General features: G+C 63.1%; 14 protein-coding genes and 2 rRNA genes. All 16 read left to right on the top strand.

The features are described 5' to 3' along the window. Nucleotides 1–504, top strand: a 23S ribosomal RNA gene (locus Q7S20_14605); the annotation flags it as partial. Between the two features lie 168 nt (nucleotides 505–672). After that, nucleotides 673–789, top strand: a 5S ribosomal RNA gene (rrf, locus tag Q7S20_14600). A 99-nt stretch (nucleotides 790–888) separates the two neighbouring features. Then, on the top strand, nucleotides 889–1,770 hold the full coding sequence (gene era / locus Q7S20_14595; GenBank protein MDO8503059.1) for a GTPase Era: 882 nt from the start codon (nucleotides 889–891) through the stop codon (nucleotides 1,768–1,770). Continuing rightward, nucleotides 1,767–1,934 carry a Trm112 family protein gene (locus Q7S20_14590; GenBank protein ID MDO8503058.1) on the top strand — a complete coding sequence of 56 codons (168 nt, stop codon included), beginning with the start codon at nucleotides 1,767–1,769 and terminating at the stop codon, nucleotides 1,932–1,934. Before era ends, Q7S20_14590 begins: the two co-directional genes overlap by 4 nt. Before the next feature lies 1 nt (nucleotide 1,935). Next, complete coding sequence (locus tag Q7S20_14585) at nucleotides 1,936–2,952, top strand: PorV/PorQ family protein (protein ID MDO8503057.1); 1,017 nt, start codon at nucleotides 1,936–1,938, stop codon at nucleotides 2,950–2,952. 27 nt (nucleotides 2,953–2,979) lie between these two features. Next, nucleotides 2,980–4,032: a calcium/proton exchanger gene (gene cax / locus Q7S20_14580; GenBank protein ID MDO8503056.1), complete on the top strand. Its 1,053-nt coding sequence runs from the start codon at nucleotides 2,980–2,982 to the stop codon at nucleotides 4,030–4,032. A 40-nt stretch (nucleotides 4,033–4,072) separates the two neighbouring features. After that, a complete protein-coding gene (locus tag Q7S20_14575; GenBank protein MDO8503055.1) occupies nucleotides 4,073–5,062 on the top strand; it encodes a diguanylate cyclase in 990 nt (329 codons plus the stop codon). Beyond that, complete coding sequence (locus Q7S20_14570; protein MDO8503054.1) at nucleotides 5,059–5,931, top strand: zinc-ribbon domain-containing protein; 873 nt, start codon at nucleotides 5,059–5,061, stop codon at nucleotides 5,929–5,931. The genes Q7S20_14575 and Q7S20_14570 overlap by 4 nt, the downstream gene beginning before the upstream one ends. 87 nt (nucleotides 5,932–6,018) lie before the next feature. Continuing rightward, on the top strand, nucleotides 6,019–7,065 hold the full coding sequence (gene prfB / locus Q7S20_14565) for a peptide chain release factor 2 (protein MDO8503053.1): 1,047 nt from the start codon (nucleotides 6,019–6,021) through the stop codon (nucleotides 7,063–7,065). Further along, entirely contained in the window at nucleotides 7,062–8,576 is a 1,515-nt protein-coding gene (gene lysS, locus Q7S20_14560; GenBank protein ID MDO8503052.1) for a lysine--tRNA ligase, read from the top strand. Before prfB ends, lysS begins: the two co-directional genes overlap by 4 nt. Further along, nucleotides 8,573–9,823, top strand: coding sequence for an ABC transporter permease (locus tag Q7S20_14555; GenBank protein ID MDO8503051.1), 1,251 nt, complete (start codon nucleotides 8,573–8,575; stop codon nucleotides 9,821–9,823). The genes lysS and Q7S20_14555 overlap by 4 nt, the downstream gene beginning before the upstream one ends. A 3-nt stretch (nucleotides 9,824–9,826) precedes the next feature. Further along, the gene (locus Q7S20_14550) at nucleotides 9,827–10,525 is read left to right on the top strand and encodes an ABC transporter ATP-binding protein (protein ID MDO8503050.1); all 699 of its coding nucleotides are present in this window, start codon (nucleotides 9,827–9,829) and stop codon (nucleotides 10,523–10,525) included. A gap of 56 nt (nucleotides 10,526–10,581) precedes the next feature. Further along, the gene (locus Q7S20_14545) at nucleotides 10,582–11,067 is read left to right on the top strand and encodes a UvrB/UvrC motif-containing protein (protein MDO8503049.1); all 486 of its coding nucleotides are present in this window, start codon (nucleotides 10,582–10,584) and stop codon (nucleotides 11,065–11,067) included. After that, entirely contained in the window at nucleotides 11,067–12,149 is a 1,083-nt protein-coding gene (locus tag Q7S20_14540) for a protein arginine kinase (GenBank protein MDO8503048.1), read from the top strand. The genes Q7S20_14545 and Q7S20_14540 overlap by 1 nt, the downstream gene beginning before the upstream one ends. Further along, the gene (locus Q7S20_14535; GenBank protein MDO8503047.1) at nucleotides 12,146–14,647 is read left to right on the top strand and encodes an ATP-dependent Clp protease ATP-binding subunit; all 2,502 of its coding nucleotides are present in this window, start codon (nucleotides 12,146–12,148) and stop codon (nucleotides 14,645–14,647) included. The genes Q7S20_14540 and Q7S20_14535 overlap by 4 nt, the downstream gene beginning before the upstream one ends. 128 nt (nucleotides 14,648–14,775) lie before the next feature. Continuing rightward, nucleotides 14,776–17,199 (top strand): outer membrane protein assembly factor BamA, encoded by a 2,424-nt coding sequence (gene bamA / locus Q7S20_14530; GenBank protein MDO8503046.1) that lies wholly within the window; start codon nucleotides 14,776–14,778, stop codon nucleotides 17,197–17,199. The last annotated feature ends 5 nt before the right edge of the window (nucleotides 17,200–17,204 follow it).

Below are 17,204 nucleotides of genomic sequence, written 5' to 3'. Positions count from 1 at the left end.
CCGCGTGGGCGGGCTATCGCGCAACGGATAAAAGGTACGCTGGGGATAACAGGCTTATCGCGCCCGAGAGTTCACATCGACGGCGCGGTTTGGCACCTCGATGTCGGCTTATCACATCCTGGGGCTGGAGCAGGTCCCAAGGGTCCGGCTGTTCGCCGGTTAAAGTGGTACATGAGCTGGGTTCAGAACGTCGTGAGACAGTTCGGTCTGTATCCGTCGTGGGCGTTGGAGGTTTGAGGGGTGTGGACCCTAGTACGAGAGGACCGGGTCGAATTGCCCGCTCGTGTGCCGGCTGTGGTGCCAACTGCATCGCCGGGTAGCGAGGGCAAGCGAAGATAACCGCTGAATGCATCTAAGAGGGAAGCTACCCCCAAGATGAAACCTCCCTGTAGCCTTGAGCTCCCTGAAGGGCCGGGAGAGACCATCCCGTCAAGAGGTCGCACGTGGACGTGGAGCAATCCATTACAAGCGCAGCGATCCTCATCGCCCGTGAGGCTTGATCTTCTTTTATTGTCTTCGGATTAAATGCCGAAGCAATCCGAACAAACGCATATCGCAGTCTAACCTGTTGATTCAGAGTCACACGATCACACTACTTCCGTCGTCATTCCTTCCATAGGAATGACATCCGAGCGATCACACATCGCTGGCAGTCGCCAGCGATCACACATCGCTGGCGACTAGAGCGCAGGGGCCACACCCGTTCCCATTCCGAACACGAGCGTTAAGACCTGCAGCGCCGATGGTACTCCGTCCGAGAGGACGCGGGAGAGTAGGCCGTCGCCGGCACCCTTTGAAAAAGGCGTCACACGTAATGTGTGGCGCCTTTTTCGTTGCCCGCTACCCGCCGCCCGTTACCCGCTACCCGAAGCGGTTTAGATTCAGCTAATGACCAGAGCCGGCATCGTCACAGTCGCAGGCGCCCCCAACGCAGGCAAATCCACCCTCCTGAACCGCATCGTCGGGCAGAAGCTCGCGATCACCAGCCAGAAACCCCAGTCCACCCGCGATCGAGTCGTCGGAATCCGCACAGCGGACGACACGCAGATGGTCGTCTTCGACACCCCGGGACTGCTCGAGCCCAAATACGAGCTGCAGAAATCCATGCGCTCGACATCTCTCAGGGCATTGAGGGACGCCGACGTAATCGTATACCTGGCCGACGCTTCCAACGGCGCACCTCCCCCACTGCAAGAAGCGGCCGGGCTCGCCTCGCCGCCGCGCGCGCGGATCATCGAAGTACTGAACAAGAGCGACCTGCTCAACCCGGCCAGGCGATCCGAGCTCGAGGCCGCGCGCCCCGACGCGATCTTCGTCTCCGCGAGGACCGGCGAGTCCGTCGACGCCCTCATCCGCAAGATCGCGGACTCGCTGCCGGTGAGCCCGTTCCTCTATCCCGACGACGACGTCAGCACACAGTCGGTCCGCTTCTTCGTCGCGGAAATGATTCGTGAAACAGTGCTCGAGCAGCTGCACGACGAGGTGCCGTACAGCGTCGCCGTGGGAATCGAGGAGTTCCGCGAGGGTCGCTCACCGGTGTACATTCGTGCGGTCGTATACGTCGAGCGGGACAGCCAGAAGGCAATCATCATCGGCGCGAAGGGCGCGAGGATCCGCGAGGTCGGTCAGGCCGCCCGGAAGAAGATCGAAACGTTCATCGGCGAAAGCGTGTATCTGGACATGTGGGTCAAAGTGCTCCCCAACTGGCGGCGAAGCACATCCGCGCTCGAACGGCTGGGATATCACATCGGAAAGGATGAGCGACCATGAGCGTTGACGCGCAGTTGCTGGAGATTCTCGTATGCCCGAAGTGCAAAGGTTACCTCGAGTACCGCGAAGCCGAATCGAGCCTCATCTGCCATACCTGCTCGCTGCGCTACCCGGTGCGTGATGACATCCCGATCATGCTCATCGATGAGGCGTCGCCGCTCTAGCGTGCGGCCGCCGATTCGCCGGGCAGTGCTCGGCGCCGTCGCTGCCGTCGCTGCCTTCGCTGCCTTCGCGGCCTTCGCGGCCGTCGCGATCGCTCCCGTGTCCGTACGCGCCCAGGCCAGCGCCAGCAGCGACGGCGCGCTGTTCCTCCTGCTTCCCGTGGGCGCGCAAACGGTCGGAATGGGGCAGGCCACCGTCGCCGAGCGAACCGGCAGCGAAGGTATCTGGTCCAATCCGGCTTCAATAGCGAGGCAGGGAAAGCGCGAGGCGGCGATCCATCATTCCGAGACGATCGCCGCGCGAGGCGACATCATCACGCTGCTCGTCCCCAAGAAGTCGGTCGGCTCCTTCGCCGCGTCGGTGAACATTCTCGATTTCGGCAATCAGCAAATCACCGATCCCGGCGGTACACCGATCGGGCTCGTGCTGCCGCGCAACATCCTCTTCGCCGGCACGTTCGGCGCGGAAGTCGGCCGGAACCTCAGCCTCGGCGTCACCTACAAGCGGCTCCAGTACCGCGTGGACTGCTCGGGACAATGCGCCAATGTCTCCACTTTCAGCGCGACATCGAGCGCGGTGGACTTCGGCGCGCAGTACGATATCTCCGGCGACAGTCCGATGCGCATCGGAGCCGCAATCCGGAACATCGGAACCAAGCTTCAGGTGAACGATCGCGAGCAGGCCGATCCGCTCCCGACGCGGATCGAGGTCGGCCTGTCGTACCAGCTCGGATTCCTCGCGAAGTACATATCCGACGTGGACGTACGCGCCGCGGCCGACGTCATCGCCACGAAGACGGCGGACGATCCTTCCGCCAGACTCGGCGTGGACCTGACGTACCAGAAAACGGTGCATCTCCGCGGCGGCTACATCGCGAATGATGCCGACGGCGCGAATGCCGCGATCGGTTTCGGGCTCGGCACCGGCCGGCTTCTCTTCGACATCGCGCGCACTTTCGGCGGCCTGTCGGAAGACGCGGGAAAAACGCCGACGTACGTGTCGCTCCGCTTCGTCTTCTGATGCCCGGATGCCGATAGGCTGCCCCCGATGAAATACCTTTACGCGCTTCTCGTCTTCGTGCCATTCGCGATCGCCGCCAGGCTGCTCCACGCTTCGCCTTTGCTGATCTTCCTCCTCAGTGCCGCGGCAATCGTGCCGCTTTCGGGGATCCTCGGGAGGGCGACGGAGGAGCTTGCCGGACATACAGGCCCCACGGTGGGCGGCCTGATCAACGCGACGCTCGGCAACTTTGCCGAGTTGGTGATCGGCGCGTTCGCTTTGAGCGCCGGACTGGTGGATCTCGTGAAGGCATCAATCACGGGGTCGATCCTCGGCAATCTTCTCCTCGTGCTCGGTGCGGCCCAGCTGGCCGGCGGTCTCAGGTACAAGTCGCAGAAGATCAACCGCAATCTTACCGACATGAGCTCAACGCTCCTCGTCGTCGCGGTGCTCGGCCTCGTGATGCCGGCAGTCTTTCACGCGCTGCATCCCGATCCTCTCCGCCGTGCGACGCTCAGCATGTCGGTCTGGGTCGCCGGGCTCCTCATCGTCGGATATGCGATGTCGCTCGTTTACTCGGTCATCAGCCACCGCACGATCTTCAGCGAAGGAGGCGACGTCGCACACCACCAGGCGCCGTCGAGCTGGTCGTTGCGGAAGGCCGTGACAGTGCTCATCGCCGTGGGCGCCACGATCGGCGTGCTCTCGGAGCTTCTCGTCGGGTCCACCGAGGAAGCCGTGAAATCACTGGGGCTTTCACAACTCTTCGTCGGACTGATTCTCATTCCAATCATCGGCAACGCGGCCGAGCACAGCTCGGCGGTTCTCATGGCGCTCAAGAACCGGATGGATCTGGCCGTGTCGATATCGGTGGGCTCGGCGATCCAGGTCGCGTTGCTCGTCGGTCCTCTGCTGGTGCTGCTGGGGCTCGTCACCGGGAAGCCGATGGATCTCGCGTTCACGGTCATGGAGGTCGCCAGCGTTGCGGTTGCGGTGGCGGTTGCGTCCTCTGTGATGCAGGATTCCGAGTCGAACTGGCTCGAGGGCGCGTTCCTGCTCGTGGCGTATGCAGTGATAGGCGTTGCATTCTTCTATTACTAGAACCAATCCTGACTCTGGTATCTGACGCATGAGCCCGACGATGTCGGCTCCGGCAATGATCGTGTTCACGGCTGGCGGCGACTCGCTGCCCGCCGGCGTCGCGGCGTGGCTGGGCAGGCAGAGGGCACCGCCGATCTCTGTGAGTTCCGCCGACGAGCTCATGGCGATCGCGCTCCGCGGCCGGCCGCGGCTTGTGCTGTTCGACGGACGTGCCGGCGTAGACGCGCTTGCGGCATGCTCGCGTCTGAAGCAGGACTCGTACACCGGGGTTGTTCCCGCGCTCTTCCTCGCCGCCGCCGGGGCGGAATCGGTGAGGGACGCTTTCGACGCCGGCGCGGACGAGGTTCTGCCACAGGGGATGGACGAGTCGGAAGGTATCCGGCGGCTCGACGCGCTCCTCGTCAGATCGGACCGGGACCTCGGGGTTCATCCCTCAACGCGCCTTCCCGGAGCGGGTGCGATCGAGGCGGAGATCTCGCGACGCCTGGGATTGCCGGATCTTTTCGCGGTCTGCTACGCCGACCTCGACCATTTCAAGGAATACAACGACCGGTACAGTTATTATGAAGGGGACCGCGTCATCCGCATTCTCGCCATGCTTCTTCACGACGTGGTGAAGGGACTGTGCGGAGAGCGTGGATTCGTGGGCCACATTGGGGGAGACGACTTCATCTTCATCATCCCTTACGACTCGATCGCCGGGATCTGCGGCGAGATCACCTCAACTTTCGACCTGCTCGTGCCGTATCAATATTCGGAGCCGGACCGCCGGGCAGGTTATTTTTTCGGGAAGGACAGAAGAGGCGTGCTCGACCGGGTTCCGCTCATGACACTTTCAGTTGGTGTCGTGACCAATGCGCAGCGTACCTTTAAGGAGCCGCGGGAGGTAAGCCGACTGGCGACCGAGATGAAGACATACGCGAAGACGCTCAGCGGCTCTGTATATTCGATCGACACGCGGACGGATGATCGGCCGCCGATATTCGAGTCGCCTCTGGGAAGCTCAACCAAGGGTGGAGACAAGCGATGAACGTGAGTTGTCGGCAGTGCGCGACAGTCTACCGGGTCGATCCGGCGAAGGTCCCGACGGGTGGCGTACGGGCGCGCTGCTCGACCTGCAGCGGCGTAATTCCGGTGGGCATCGCCGCATCCGGTCCGGCGACGCGGATGACGCCGGCGGAGCCGGTCGGCGTAGCGTTCAATGCCGGTCCCGCGATGCCCGCGGAGAAGCCGACCGCCGCTGGTCCCTTCATTCCGTCGAGGCCGTCGCGTCCCACGCCGGTCGCGCCTCAAGCCAGAGTTACTCCCGCGGCCTCGCCGCGGGTCGCAACTCCTCAGGCACTCGCGCCGCCGCTCGGCGCGTCACTTCCTCCGCTGTGGCCGACTCCGCGCACGCCTTGGCCGTCGGTGACCGCCGCTCCGCCCGCTTCAGCTCCAGCGCGCGTGTCGGCGCCCGCACCCCCGGCCTCTCCACCGCCGCTGATCGAGTCGCATACGAGCGAGTACCTCGCGGCCGCGGAGGCCGATGTACCTTCGCTCGCGCCCACGACGACTTTCCCCGTGGTCTCGATACCTCCGGCGACGCGCGCGCCGACTCCGGCCACACCGGTCTCGCCTGCTCCCGGCGAGCGCCGGCCCATCAATCCGTTTCTCGCGCGCGATCCGAGCCTGCGCGCCAGGCGCCTCTCCCGCGCCCTCGTCTCGGACATGGTGGCTTATTATCCGGCCAAGCATGCCGAAGGGCTCGAGAAGGGAACCCTCAAGGAATTGTTCCGCGACGAGATCAGGAAGAGCTACGAAGAGTACATTGCGCAGGTGGGAGCGGACTTCGCGCGGTCGACGACGCATTTTCAGGAGTCGCTGAACGAAGTGCTCGGCGCCGGCAAGAAAATCTTTTAACAGGCTCGACTCGAATGGCGGAAACGATCGGAGAGAGGGGTCGCGCGCTCGCTAGCGCGGCTGAGCGTCTCGCGGAAGTGCGGAGGTATCTTTGACATCGAGTCGAAGCGGGCGGAGCTGAGCGCGTTCGAAGCGCGCATGGCGGAGCCGGATTTCTGGAACAGGCAGGAAACGGCGCAGCAGGTCCTTCAGGAAGTGAAGACGCTCCGCGGATGGATCGAGCCCTACGACAAGCTGACGGCACGAGTCAGGAGCGCTGAGGAGCTCGACGAGCTTCTGCGCGAGTCACCGGACGCGGAGATGGAGTCGGAGCTGGAGACTGAAGTGGAGGGTCTCGAATCGGAGCTCGACTCGTTCGAGCTGCGAACGCTTCTCCGCCGGCCCGATGACTACCGCGACGCGCAGGTCGAGATCAGCGCCGGCGCTGGCGGGACCGAGGCGCAGGACTGGGCGGAGATGCTCATGCGCATGTACACCCGGTGGGCCGAGCGCAAAGGGTTCGAGATGGAGCTGCTGGACGAGAGCAAGGGAGAGGAAGCAGGGATCAAGGGCGCGGTCCTCGAGATTCGCGGGCATTATGCGTACGGATTTCTTCTTCCGGAGGCAGGCGTGCACCGGCTGGTGCGCATCTCGCCATTCGATTCGGCGGCGAGGCGGCACACGAGCTTCGCTTCGGTGTTCGTCTATCCCGTGGTGAATGAAGAGATAAACATCGAGATTCGCGACGAGGATCTGAGGATAGACGTATATCGCGCGTCGGGAGCCGGCGGGCAGCACGTGAACAAGACGAGCTCAGCCGTGCGCATTACGCACATTCCGACGGGAACGGTCGTCGCATCGCAGGCCCAGCGGTCGCAATTCAAGAACAAGTCGCAGGCGATGCAGATGCTGAAGAACAAGCTCTACCAGGCCGAGATTCAGCGCCGCGAGGAGGAGAAGGCAAAGGTCGACGCCAACAAGCAGGACGTGACCTTCGGCAGCCAGATCCGGAGCTACGTGTTTCAGCCGTACACGATGGTCAACGACCATCGAACCGGGCTGAAGATTCCGGACGTCCAGAAGGTCATGGACGGAGGCATAGATCCATTCATCGAGGCGTATCTGAAACAGTCCGGCGGCGGAGCGGGCCAGTGAGCGACGACCTCAACTTCGTCCTCAAGGCGAGGCGTGAGAAACTGGAGGCACTGCGCGCGTCTTCGGTAAATCCGTTCGGTTATTCGTATCACCGCGACCACACCGCGGCCGAAGCGCTTGCGTTGCTCCCGGTCCAGGCAGCCGGTGCGGCGCATGAAGGCGCCGGGGAAGGGCCGCGTGTTTCCGTCGCTGGCCGCGTCGTGGCCTGGCGCGCGCATGGGAAGACCGTCTTCGCGCACCTCTCTGATTTTAGCGGGCGCATCCAGCTCTACTTCCGTCGCGATCAGCTTGGCGACGAGCGATTCGCGGTGCTCTCCCACCTCGATCTCGGCGACATCATCGGAGTGACGGGCCCGCTGTTCCGTACGCGCACCGGCGAGACGACCGTTCGCGTCGGGAGCTTCGAGCTGCTCGCCAAGTCGCTGCGACCGCTTCCGTTCGGAAAGGAAGAAGTGATCGACGGAGAGACTATCCGTCACTCGGGATTCAGCGATCCCGAGCAGCGGTATCGCCAGCGATACGCGGACCTCGCTGTGCATCCCGAGGTGCGCTCGCTGTTCGTCGCGCGCTCCCGGATGATCACGACGATTCGATCGTTTCTCGACGAACTGGGTTTCCTCGAGGTCGAGACGCCGGTGCTTCAGCCCCTGTACGGCGGTGCCGCGGCGCGACCATTCGCGACGCACCACAACGCGCTCGACATGCCGCTCTTCCTGCGCGTCGCCGACGAGCTCTATCTCAAGAGGCTCGTCGTCGGTGGTTTCGAGCGCGTCTACGAGATCGGCCACGATTTCCGCAACGAGGGGATCGATCGGACGCATAACCCCGAGTTCACGATGCTCGAGTTCTACGAGGCATACGCGGATTACGAGGTGATGATGGGCCGCGTCGAGTTGCTGCTCGTCAGCGTGTCCGTCGCACTGCGCGGCCTGCCGGAAGTGGGAGACAGCGTGCCGAGGCTTTCGCCGCCTTTCCCGCGCATCGAATGGGTGCCGTCGCTCAACAACGCCGCCGGCACGGACGTGATGGCCTGCGACGACGCGACTCTGAGGCAACTGGCATCGCGCGTTGGCGTCTCGCATCCCGAAGCGCTGAGCCGGCCCAAGGTGATGGACGAAATCTTCCAGTCGCTCGTCGAGTCGAAGATCACCGAACCGATGTTTGTCGTGGACTATCCGGTCGAGCTGTCCCCGCTGGCGAAGCTGAAGCGCGGAAACCCCGCTCTCACGGAAAGGTTCGAGCTATTCGCCAACGGCAGGGAGATCGCGAACGCATTCAGCGAGTTGAACGATCCCATAGACCAGCGTGAGCGCCTCGAGGTACAGGCGCGGCTTCGCGCGGCGGGCGATCTGGAGGCCTCCGGTGTAGATGAGGATTACCTGCGCGCGATGGAATACGGAATGCCTCCGATGGGTGGTGTGGGAGTCGGAATCGACCGCCTCTTCATGTACCTGACCGGAACACAGAACATTCGCGACGTCATCCTCTTTCCGACCATGCGCCCCGAATGAACCGCCTCGAGATGTCCATTGCGTGGAGATATCTCCGGAGCAGGCGCGGTTCCCGCCTGCTGTCGCTCATCAGCATCATCGCCATCGGCGGTGTGATGGTCGGCGTGAGCGCGCTCATCCTCATCATCGGCGTGATGAACGGCCTGCAACGCGATCTCCGCGAAAAAATTCTCGTCGGCAGCCCGGACATCAGGGTTCTCAGTTATGGCGAGGATCTCAGGATTGACGACTGGCGCACAGTTCTCGGCAAGGTAAAGCGGCAGCCGGGAGTGGTAGCCGCCGCGCCGTTCGTGCTCGTCGAGGGCGGCATGAACGCGGGCCATGACTATGCCGGCGCGGCGTACGTCGTCGGAATGCTTCCTTCCGGACGCGGCGTTCCCGACGTGACCACCATTCGCCAGCATCTCATATCCGGGGACTTCCGGTTTGCCAGCAGCGATGGACAGATACGGGGAGTTGTGCTTGGCAAGCTCGTCGCGTCGCGGTATAACGCATGGCCCGGCGATAAGATCAATCTCGTCTCCATCTCGGGAGTGAAAGCGAATCCAGTCACCGGCGGATACGTTCCGCGAATCTTCCAGTTCGAGGTCACCGGCATCGTCGAGACAGGGATGTACGAGTACGACAATGCCTACGTGTACATCGCTCTCGACAAGGCCCAGGAGTTTGCCGCGCTCGGGAATGGCGTGACCGGCATCGAGGTGAGAACGAGCAACCGGTGGGACGCCGGCCAGGTCGCCGAGCGGATCACCGCTTCGCTCGGCTGGCCCTACCGGACAGTGGACTGGCAGGAGCAGAACCGATCGCTCTTCCAGGCGCTCAAGCTGGAGAAGCTCGGCATGGGCGTCATCCTTCTTCTCATCGTGATGGTGGCGGCGTTCAACATCGTCAGTACGCTCACCATGGTGGTCGCCGACAAGACGCGTGAGATCGGCATCCTGAAGGCGATGGGGTTGCCGTCGCGGTCCATACGCCGCGTTTTCCTCGCCCAGGGAATCGTGATCGGTCTGGTAGGTACGGCCCTCGGACTGCTCCTCGGATTCGGCGGCGCGTTCGCGCTCGAAAAGTACGAATTCATCCCCCTCGACCCGTCCATCTACTTCATAGATCATCTGCCGGTTGCGACTCAGCCAGCGGACGTGGTATGGATCGTTATGGCGAGTATCCTCACCGCGGCGGTGGCTACTCTCTATCCGGCGATCCAGGCATCACGGCTGTATCCCATCGACGCGATCAGGCACGAGTAGACAATGGCGGTTCTGGAAGCGCACGACCTGCACAAGACCTACGTCGGCGGTGACGGTGGGACGATCAACGTCCTCTGCGGGGTGGATCTGGCTGTCAATAACCGCGAGATGGTCGCGATCGTCGGAGCGAGCGGGGCGGGGAAGTCCACGCTGCTCCACGTGCTCGGCGCGCTCGAGCGGCCAACGCGCGGCTACGTCGTGATCGGTGGCGAGCCCATCGCCGGACTCGACGACGAGCAACTGGCTGCGCTTCGGAACCGTTCGGTCGGTTTCGTGTTTCAGTTTCATCACCTTCTTCGTGAGTTCACTGCTCTCGAGAATGTGATGATGCCGCTCCGGATCTCCGGGAAGACTGTCGCCGAGGCAAGGAGCCGTGCCGGGGAGCTGCTGTCACGCGTGGGGCTCAGCGGGAGAATGCATCACCTCCCGTCCGCGCTGTCCGGCGGCGAGCAGCAGCGGACGGCGGTGGCGCGGGCGCTGGCGACCGATCCGCGGATCGTCCTCGCCGACGAGCCATCGGGAAATCTTGACCTCGCCAACGGCGAGATGTTGCACGACCTTCTGACGGAGGTCGTGAACGATCTCGAGATCGGAATGGTCGTCGTGACGCATAACCGCTCGCTGGCCGCCCGTGCCAGCAGGGTTCTGCTGCTCGAGGGCGGCCGTCTTTCCGAAACCGTTGTGAGTGACACGTTCGTATAGTTAGGTATGGTGTTGCGGGATGCTCACTGGGGGCGTCTCCGAGTTGGGGGAGCGGTATGGTCTGTGATGTGTGCAAGGAAGGCGACGCGGTCATTCAGTTGACCCAGATTGAGGGCACGGGCGTACGCCTGCTGCATCTCTGCGAGCGCTGCGCCGCGGAGCGCGGCGTGGAGACGACCGCCGGCGCGCCGAAGCCGCAGGTCTCCGACTTCCTGCAGAGTGTTCACCACGCGATGCAGGCGACCCAGGGAGACGCCGCCCGCTGCGCGTTCTGCAGCTCTACCTTCCGCGACTTCAGATCCACCGGCCGCCTCGGCTGTGCGCACTGCTACGACGCATTCGAGAAGAGCATGCGCGATCTGCTTCGGCGAGTACACGGTAGCTCGCAGCACATGGGGCGCCGCTACGAGTCCCCTGCTTCTGCGCTGGTGCCCGACGGCGGCACCGCCAATGAGCTGCGCGACCGACTCAGGCGCGCCGTAGAAGCCGAGCAGTTCGAGCTTGCCGCGGACATCCGCGACCGGCTGAGAGGGATGGAGTGATGCTCGATCTCTCGTTGCTGCCAGACGGCGGGGTGGGATGGCTGGACGCGTCCGGCGACTATCCCGACATCGTGATATCCACGCGCATCCGGCTCGCGCGGAATCTCGAGGGCTACGCGTTCGCCGGCAGAGCCCGCGACGGGGAGCGTCTTCGTATCCTGTCGCAGGTTCAGCAGGCCATTTCAGGCATGCGCGAGCTTCATCATGGCGTGATGCTGCGCGTGGACGAGATGCCCGCCGAGGATCGCCTTCTTCTCCATGAGCGTCATCTCGTCAGTCGTGAGCTGGCCGGTCTTGACGCCCAGCGTCCCGTCCGGAGCGGATCCGCCGTATTTCTCACGCGCGCGACGAGCGTGATGATCAACGAGGAGGACCACCTGCGCGTTCAGGCGCTCGAGTCGGGGCTGCGGATAGCGGATGCCTTCAACGCCGTGTATGCCCTCGACTCCGAGCTTGGAGACCGGGTTCCGTACGCGTTCCACAACGAGTTCGGCTTTCTCACCGCCTGCCCGACGAACGCCGGCACCGGCCTCCGGGCATCGGTGCTCATCCATCTTCCCGGTCTCGTGCTCACGAAGGAGATCGCAAAGGTTCTTGCCGGCCTTCAGCAGGTGGGGCTCACGTACAGGGGATTGTACGGAGAGGGAAGCGAAGTCGTCGGGAATTTCTTCCAGATCTCGAACCAGACGACGCTCGGACGCAGCGAAGGGGAGCTGCTGGATTACCTGACGCGAGTGGTAACCCACGTCATCGAGCGCGAGGAAGAAGCAAGAAAGGTATTGCTTCGGGATGCCGGTTATATTATCGAAGACAAGCTCTGGCGAGCGTACGGAACGCTTCGTTACGCGAGAAGCCTCACTTTCGACGAGGTGATGAGCTATCTCAGCAGCGTTCGTCTCGCGGTTGGTCTGAAACTGATTACCGATCTGAGTGTATATACCCTCAACAAGCTCCTGATATTCAGTCAGTCGGCACATTTGGCGCATGCCGAAGGTCGCCAGCTGACGACGAGCGAAGAGAATCTCGCGCGCGCGAAGTACGTGCGGCGAATTCTCGCTGATGATACGGGGTCTACACGATGAACGGCTACAACTTCACCGAACGTGTTCGAAAGGTTCTCGCGATGGCGCGAGAGGAAGCCGAGCGGCTTCGTCACGAATACGTCGGCACGGAGCATATCCTGCTCGGACTGATACGCGAGGGAGAGGGAGTCGCCGCTGCAGTTCTCCAGAACCTCAGCGTGGACCTCGACGAGATCCAGCAGAAAATCGAGGACACAGTCAAGAAGGGCAAGGCGGCCGCCGCCACCGGTCCCGATCTCCCGTATACGTCCAGAGCGAAGAAAGTTCTCGAGCTCGCGATGGCCGAGGCCCGCGACCTGACTCACAACTATGTCGGGACGGAGCATCTGCTTCTTGGCCTCCTGAGAGAGGAGAAGGGAATTGCCGCTCAGGTCCTGACGGACGCCGGCATCAATCTCGACGCCGCGCGCGCCGAGACGCTGCGCCTGCTCGGCACCGACATGCCGCAGAGTGGCACGGCCGCAGCCCCTGCTGGCGGATCTTCGGCCGCGCCTGCTTCCGCCGGCAAGGGCGAGAAGAAATCGAAGACGCCCGCGCTCGATCACTTCTGCCGCGACCTCACTCAGCTCGCCGCGGAGTCGCAGCTCGATCCAACGATCGGCCGCGCGAAGGAGATCGAGCGCGTGATGGAGATTCTCACGCGCCGCAAGAAGAACAATCCCGTGCTCATCGGTGAGCCCGGGGTTGGCAAGACGGCGATCGTCGAAGGCCTCGCCCAGCTCATCGCCAATGACGAATGCCCTGACAGCCTTCGCGAGCACCGCGTCCTGTCGCTCGACATGGCGGCCGTCATCGCCGGAACGAAGTATCGCGGCCAGTTCGAGGAGCGGCTCAAGGCGGTGATGAACGAGATCGCCCAGAACAAGAACGTCATCCTGTTCATAGACGAGCTGCACACGCTCGTCGGAGCCGGTGCCGCCGAAGGCGCGATCGACGCCAGCAACATGCTCAAGCCGGCGCTCGCGCGTGGCGAGCTCCAGTGCGTCGGTGCGTCCACGCTGAATGAGTACCGCAAGTACATCGAGAAGGACGGTGCTCTCGAGCGGCGCTTCCAGACTGTCATCGTCGAGCCGCCTTCGGTAGACGAGACAGTCGAGATCCTGAAGGGTCTTCGCGGGAAATACGAGGAGCACCACAAGGTGACGATTCCCGACACGACGCTGCAGGCAGCGGCGAAGATGTCGGAGCGCTACATCACCGACCGGTTCCTTCCGGACAAGGCGATCGACGTGATAGACGAGGCCGGCGCACGCGCCCGTCTCGCGACGCAGGCGCCATCGCCGGAAGTCGCCGCGCTCAAGACGCAGCTCGAGGGCGTGAACACGGAAAAGGAATCCGCGGTTCGCGACCAGAACTTCGAGCGCGCGGCGTCTCTGCGCGACAAGGAGCGTGAGCTGCAGGGCGACATCAGGCGGAAGCACGAGGACTGGGAGAAGCACCGCCAGTCGCATCGGCCCGTGCTCGGCGAGCAAGAAGTCTCGTTCATCGTCAGCCGGTGGACGGGCATTCCGGTCATGCGCCTGCAGGAAGCGGAGACGGCACGCCTGCTCCGCATGGAAGATGAGCTGCACGCGTCGGTCGTCGCCCAGGATGAGGCGATCAAGGCACTGTCGCGCTCCATCCGCCGCAGCAGGGCTGGTCTCAAGGATCCGAACCGTCCCATCGGCTCGTTCATCTTCTCCGGGCCAACTGGCGTCGGAAAGACAGAGCTCGCCCGGGCGCTGGCCAAGTTCCTTTTCGCCGATCCCGCCGCGCTCATCCGCGTGGACATGAGCGAGTACATGGAGAAATTCTCCGTGTCCCGCCTCATCGGCGCGCCTCCGGGCTACGTCGGCTACGAGGATTCGGGCACGCTCACCAAGGCGGTGCGGCGCAAGCCGTACAGCGTAGTGCTGCTCGACGAGATCGAGAAGGCGCACCCCGACGTCTTCAACATCCTGCTCCAGGTGCTCGATGAAGGCCACCTCACCGACAACTACGGCAGAGTGATCGACTTCAAGAACACCGTGGTGATCATGACGTCGAACGTCGGCGCGCGTGACATCACGAAGGGACGGAACATGGGCTTCGCCACCCCCGACGGCCGCAGCAGCTTCGAGCGGATCGCCGAGAAGGTGAAGGAGGAGATGACGCACGTCTTCAATCCCGAGTTCCTGAATCGCCTCGACGAGGTGATCGTGTTCCATCCGCTGTCGGAGGAGCACATCGGACAGATCGTGGGCATCCTGATGCAGGCAGTCCAGAAGCGTCTCAGCGACGAGGAACTCACGCTCAAGCTCACCGAGCCGGGGGCGAGGTTCCTCGTGAAGCAGGGGTACGACGAGAAATTCGGCGCGCGCCCGCTGAAGAGAGCGATCCAGCGTTACATCGAGGATCCGCTTTCCGAGAAGATCCTGCTTGGCGAGTTCGCCAAGGGCGACGAGGTCGAGGTGGACATCTCGAGCGACGGGGAGAAGCTGGATTTTCGCGTCCTGACGAGCACGACGCAGGCGCAGTAGACCCGGCCTGGCCGGGTTCCGGGGCCGCGAGAGAGTTGCCTGGCAACGTCTTTCGCGGTCCCGTTGTCTAATCGGGAAGTGCGCGGCGCAGCAGGACCCTACAATCCCGATACGTGTATATTTCAACGATGCAAAAGCATGTTGTCACCCTGCTGGCTCTGATGGCGGCAGGGTCTCCCGTTTTGGCCCAGGACAACGCCCCCGGAGCCTGCACGACCCCTGACACGATCGTCGTTACCGGCAACTCGCGGGTGACCGACGCGACGGTCCGCTCGGGTGCGGGCATTTCCGCGCGCACGACGCTCAATTACCGCGACGTCCAGCGTGCCATCAAGGCACTTTTCGCCACCAGCCAGTTCGAGGACATCCAGGTTCTCTGCTCCGTTCCGCCGGTGACGCCCCGCACCACGCTCACGATCAGCGTGCGCGAGCGGCCGGTACTTCGCGCGTACACGGTGAAGGGCGCCGAGCGAGTCTCGGCAAAGGATGTTCGCGATCGGCTGACGCTTGTTACTGGCAAGCCGCTCGATCCTTCCGCGCTCGCGCTCGCCGTCGAGCGCGCGGATTCGCTGTACGAGTCGAAGGGTTACTATCTGGCGCGCGTCCACGTGGACACCGTTCGCGAGTCCGACAGCAATGTCCGCATTGCGTTCACGGTCGAGGAGGGCAGGCGTCTCGCTGTTTCCGGGCTCAGCGTGACTGGCAACCGTGGCGTTTCGGCGGCCGATATCGCCGCGGCGATGCAGTCGAAGCCGGAAGGATTCTTCTGGTTCCGGAAGGGGGAATTCGACGACTCGAAGTACGCTACCGATCTCGCCGAGCGCATTCCGCAGCTTTACTCGAGCCGCGGCTTCATAGACTTCCGCATACTCAGCGATTCGTTGATCATCGATCGCGAGGCGGGCAAGGCGGTGATTGACCTCGAAGTGAGCGAGGGACCGCGATACAGGATCGGAACGTTCGAGGTGCTCGGCAACAAACGCTTCTCGAGCGCCGAGATCCAGCAGTACTATCCGTTCGCGGGGGACGCGCAGACGCTGACCCAGCGAGCGGCGGGAATCATCCGCAGAACGTATCACAATCCGGCCAACACGTTCGACGCCGGCAAGTGGGAGGCGGCGGAGCAGAAGCTTCGCGACGCCTACAATGACGAAGGCTACATCTATGCGCGCATCCGGCCCGTCGTCGAGCGTCAGCCGGGAGGCGATTCCGTCCGCGTCGTCAATCTCCGCTGGGAGATAGACGAGGCGAGCCCCGCCATCGTGAATCGCATTGACATCGAGGGCAACGACTTCACCTACGAGTCGTGCATTCGCGAGCAGGTGGTTCTTGCGCCGGGGCAGGTGTTCAACCGCAACTATCTGCTGCGCAGCTATCAGAACATCTCCAACCTGAATTTCTTCGAGTCGCCGATGCCGGCGCCGGAGACCCGTCCGGTCGGAGACCAGGGAGACGTGGACATCATCTTCCGCGTGAAAGAGAAGCGTACAGGTAACGTGAACTTTGGAGCCTCCACTGGCCAGGGAACGGGTATCGGCGGTTTCGTCGGGCTCGACCAGCCCAACCTGCTCGGTCGCTGCAAGCGCGCGCAGCTTCAGTACCAGTTCGGCCGCTACATCAATGACTTCAACACGACGTACACGGATCCCAACATCAATCAGACGCGGATCTCGGGCAGCCTGACAGCGTATCATACGGCGTCGCGGTACACGATCGCCGATCTTGGCCGCACGGTCCGCACCGGCGCGCAGGTGCAGGTCGGTTTCCCGGTGCCCAATTCGCTTTATAGCCGCATCCTTGTGTCTTATGGTGGCGAGGGCGTGTCGTACGGCGGAGAAGGATTGTTGAGCACGGTGGACAACCGTTGTGACAACTGCTTCCGTTCCACTGTCGGATTCACCGCGTCGCACGATACGCGGCTGGGTCTGCCGTTCGCGGCAGAGGGCGGATCGCAGACGTTCAACGCGCAGTTCAACGGAGGGCCGCTTGGAGGCACGGCGTCGTTCCAGCGGTACACCACCGAGCTCAAGGGTTACGCGCCCATTGGCGGCATCGGCGTCGCCGCGCTGGGCTCGGCCCCGATGACGTTCGTGCTCGGACTGACCGCCCGCGCCGGTGCGCTGTTCGGTGATCCTGGCCCGTTCTTCTATAGCCAGTCGTTCGCTCTCGGCGGCACTCAATACGGCGAGCAGCTGCGCGGCTATGAGGAGTTCTCGATCACGCCTTCCGGATTCAACCAGTTCGCGGAAGGCGGCGGCGGAGTACAGCGTCAGTCGTTCGGTAACGCCTTTTTCACCGGAACCGGCGAGTTCGGCCTTCGCGTGAATCAGGCGCTGTATCTGAATACATTCTTCGAGGGCGGCAACGTGTGGGACCGCCCGCGCCAGTTCGATCCCACGCGGTTGTTTCGTTCTTTCGGATTCGGTGCGGCGATCGTCAGCCCGCTCGGACCAATCGGTATTGATCTAGGGTATGGTCTGGACCGACTGGATGCGACCGGCCGTCCGGCGCCTGGCTGGAAATTTCATTTCAAACTTGGACAGTTCTTCTAACACTG

The sequence above is a fragment of the Gemmatimonadaceae bacterium genome, assembly GCA_030647905.1.
GTDB lineage: Bacteria > Gemmatimonadota > Gemmatimonadetes > Gemmatimonadales > Gemmatimonadaceae > UBA4720.
Note: the sequence above shows the minus strand (reverse complement) of the source record. Positions and strands in the feature narration are given on the sequence as shown.

Coding starts and splice junctions, on each gene's coding strand:
- era (MDO8503059.1), top strand. CDS start 889: ATGACCAGAGCCGGCATCGTCACAGTCGCAGGCGCCCCCAACGCAGGC.
- Q7S20_14590 (MDO8503058.1), top strand. CDS start 1,767: ATGAGCGTTGACGCGCAGTTGCTGGAGATTCTCGTATGCCCGAAGTGC.
- cax (MDO8503056.1), top strand. CDS start 2,980: ATGAAATACCTTTACGCGCTTCTCGTCTTCGTGCCATTCGCGATCGCC.
- Q7S20_14575 (MDO8503055.1), top strand. CDS start 4,073: ATGTCGGCTCCGGCAATGATCGTGTTCACGGCTGGCGGCGACTCGCTG.
- Q7S20_14570 (MDO8503054.1), top strand. CDS start 5,059: ATGAACGTGAGTTGTCGGCAGTGCGCGACAGTCTACCGGGTCGATCCG.
- Q7S20_14555 (MDO8503051.1), top strand. CDS start 8,573: ATGAACCGCCTCGAGATGTCCATTGCGTGGAGATATCTCCGGAGCAGG.
- Q7S20_14550 (MDO8503050.1), top strand. CDS start 9,827: ATGGCGGTTCTGGAAGCGCACGACCTGCACAAGACCTACGTCGGCGGT.
- Q7S20_14545 (MDO8503049.1), top strand. CDS start 10,582: ATGGTCTGTGATGTGTGCAAGGAAGGCGACGCGGTCATTCAGTTGACC.
- Q7S20_14540 (MDO8503048.1), top strand. CDS start 11,067: ATGCTCGATCTCTCGTTGCTGCCAGACGGCGGGGTGGGATGGCTGGAC.
- Q7S20_14535 (MDO8503047.1), top strand. CDS start 12,146: ATGAACGGCTACAACTTCACCGAACGTGTTCGAAAGGTTCTCGCGATG.
- bamA (MDO8503046.1), top strand. CDS start 14,776: ATGCAAAAGCATGTTGTCACCCTGCTGGCTCTGATGGCGGCAGGGTCT.